Source organism: Chitinivibrio alkaliphilus ACht1 (genome assembly GCF_000474745.1).
Classification (GTDB): Bacteria; Fibrobacterota; Chitinivibrionia; order Chitinivibrionales; family Chitinivibrionaceae; genus Chitinivibrio; species Chitinivibrio alkaliphilus.
In genome coordinates this window covers 1-3087 of the sequence record NZ_ASJR01000052.1, presented here as the reverse complement: position 1 = coordinate 3087, position 3087 = coordinate 1, and the positions used below count along the sequence as shown (strand labels likewise).

Below are 3087 nucleotides of genomic sequence, written 5' to 3'. Positions count from 1 at the left end.
AGGAATACGCGAGTAACCCAACTTCTTCGGCGGGCTGCAAGGGCCCGCCTTGTTCTTCTCATTCTTCAAAGACACGTTACCATCAGCCTTTGTGACTTCCTACACGTAAAAAATACCATCACCAGAATTGTGTGGCTCTTGTAAGTAAAAAGATGGTTATCACACCTTCGGTGAATACAACAAGGATATATATTAGTAATTTGGATAGAGTTGCTTAATAAAAAGTATAGCAACGATTCAAGAGAGACTGTTCACGCGTGACATTCTTATTATACCAAAATTCTGTAGTAGCGTTTGTATGCACATAAGCACATTGTATAGAGATTCAGGGCTTTTATTCAAAAAAAACTTGCTTTCTGTGTGTGTTATTTTTCAATACATTTTTTTATTTCTTCAAACAAGGATACTTAAATGAATCAGCAGAAAGTGTATGTAAAACCAGTTGTAGCACAAAAAGGTTCGGTAGTGTCAAGAATTGTTCGCAATTTTCAAATTATACCGCCATTTTATTTTCATAGAATTTGATCATAACTGTTTCGAGATGCTCTTGTTTTATATAGGCTCTTTTTTCATGTATCCACTCCTCTGAGTATTCAATAAAATAGGTCACAATGAGTCTCAGATATGCTTCTTTGCTTGGAAATACGCCAACAACTCTACTTCTTCTACGTATCTCTTTATTAAGCCTTTCAATAGGATTTGTCGAGGATATTTTACGGTGATCAATGCCTTCGTAATGATAGAATTGGAGGCCGTCTTCTAACCCCTCTTCCAAACACTTCATTGCTTTTGACCACGTTCCATACTCATCAATCACCATTTTTGCGACCTTGAGCGCTGTTTTATAGTCAGGTTGTAACCAGATCTGCTTGAGTTTTGCTGCCACATCTTTTTTTGCTCTGTGAGGAATGCCGGCAAGAATATTTCTCATAAAATGAACTTTACATCGTTGCCATCCACTCCCCGCCATCTCTTCTTTTACAGCAGCCTGGATTCCTGAATGTGCATCTGAGAATATTAAGGCTGAATTTTTTAATCCACGTTTTTTAAGCTTCTGGAAAAAATCCTTCCAACACTCTGCTGATTCATCGGGAAACGGTTCTACGGAAAGGATTCGGCGCTCGCCTTCTAATGACAACCCATAGGCTACCATTATAGCTGTAGAGACTACCTTTCGATCCTCCTGCCGGATCTTTTCATAGATGGCATCAATCCAGATAAATGGGTACGTTTCATCAAGCGTTGCAGTGCGAAACTCTTCTACCTGCTCATCCAAACCTTTGGTGATGTTTGAGACCTGTCCCGCACTGATATTTTCTACACCAAGACTCCGAAGTACCTTCTTTACTTTCCGCGTAGATACACCATTTACAAAAGACTCCTGCACAAGGGCTATAAGAGCTTGCTCTGAACGTTGCTTCTCTGATACAAAAAATGGCACATAGCCTCCTTTCCGCACCTTCGGTATCATAAGATACACTGTGCCCAAGCGTGTATCAAACCTGCGAGGCCGATACCCGCTCAGATGACTCTTACGGCTTTTACTATGTTCATGCTTCGAAGCTCCCAGGCGTGATTCTACTTCAGCCTCCATCATGCGATCCATCAACCATTGTAACATTGACAGCAAAGGGTCTTCTTCAAACACAAACTCTGTCAAAAGTCTTCGATAAAGTTCTTTGTTGCTAATTTCCATTTGATATGCCTCCTTATTGCATAATATGTATCAAAGGAAAATTGCGAACATTAATTTACATTACCCGCACACACACTTTTGTTTGCGTTTACATATTGTCTTAAACACAGAATAAACTTCACATTTAGCTGACCGACTTGACTTTTGAAAACTTAATAAATTGCCGTAATTCACCTGTTGCTCATGTTGTTCTATTCGGAGAATAAAATTAGAATCAGCATCACAAAACGTTCCCGAAATCTTTTAATACAGTTTGTATTGGGAGATGTTCTTTTCATATCACTGATACCGTGTGTAATAAATCGTATAATAAAATGAAACAGCTGATCAGCCTGATGCTTCGAAGCAAGAACATAGTAAGGCTCGTAATATGTATTTAAGCGGGTATCGGTCCCCGACGACTTGAAACTGCCAGTCACAGTGTACCTTATGATTCCCGGTATTACACAAGATGCCTGTGTTTCTGCCGGTAAGGTAAAAAAGTGTTCATAAGTCATGGTGATAAAGCATCAGTGCGGGACTGTTTTCAAAATCCAAACTCCCCCTTTTTCCTCCCAACGCACAAAAAAAGGGAAGTCCGAAGACCTCCCCCTTTTTTGGACTTATCGGATAAAACAGATACTTACTCTTTTATCCCCAGCACTGCCCGATACCGCTGCACTGCTCCACTGTCATATGCTACCTCTGCAATTACCATATACGACCCGGCACAAACACGCATGCCCTGACGGTTGCGCAGATCCCAGGTAAAACGCCCTGCCTTTTTGGTCTGTGCCGGGGCTTCCTGGCGGTCTATTACATTACCCACCATATCAAAGATGGTAATACTGACCTGTGCAGGATCGCCGGTTACCACAAAGATATCTGCGGCTTCATCCTGCACTGATACGGGGTTTACACCAAAATACACGCCGCGGGCTGCGCCATTGTGGCCTGTTTCGTCTTCGTGGATGATGACTGTTTGATCAAACAAGGCCACAACTTCCATATTTTTTTCCATAGTAATGGTAAGCGGTACTTCATCTCCAACAACATCACCATTCCATTCGCCAAACGTATATTCCTCATCTGCTTTCGGCGTGAGAGTTACCACACTTCCATGCTCATATTCTTCCTGCTCCGGATCGGCAGTAATGACGCCGTTTTCTGCGGTGAGGGTAAGAACATAGGTGTTGATAGTCCACTGAGCGGTCAGGCTCAAGTCATCGGCAGGCATGGTTTCAGGAAGTTCCGGTTCCCATCCGTCAAAGGTATGTCCTTCTTTGGTTGGTGCCGCGGGTGCGGTGATGTCAGTACCAAAGTTCTGTGTAATCGCATCCACTGCACTTCCGCCATCGCTGTCAAAGCTGATGGTGTATTCATTCACTGTCCACTGGGCGGTCAGGCTGAGA

At 42.5% G+C, this 3087-nt stretch carries 2 protein-coding genes; both read right to left on the bottom strand.

The genetic code is table 11. The features are described 5' to 3' along the window. Positions 1-493: 493 nt before the first annotated feature. Positions 494-1696: an IS256 family transposase gene (locus tag CALK_RS11570; RefSeq protein ID WP_022637844.1), complete on the bottom strand. Its 1203-nt coding sequence runs from the start codon at positions 1694-1696 to the stop codon at positions 494-496. A 622-nt stretch (positions 1697-2318) separates the two neighbouring features. After that, a partial coding sequence (locus tag CALK_RS11565) for an InlB B-repeat-containing protein (protein WP_034638348.1) occupies positions 2319-3087 on the bottom strand: 769 nt, incomplete at its 5' end.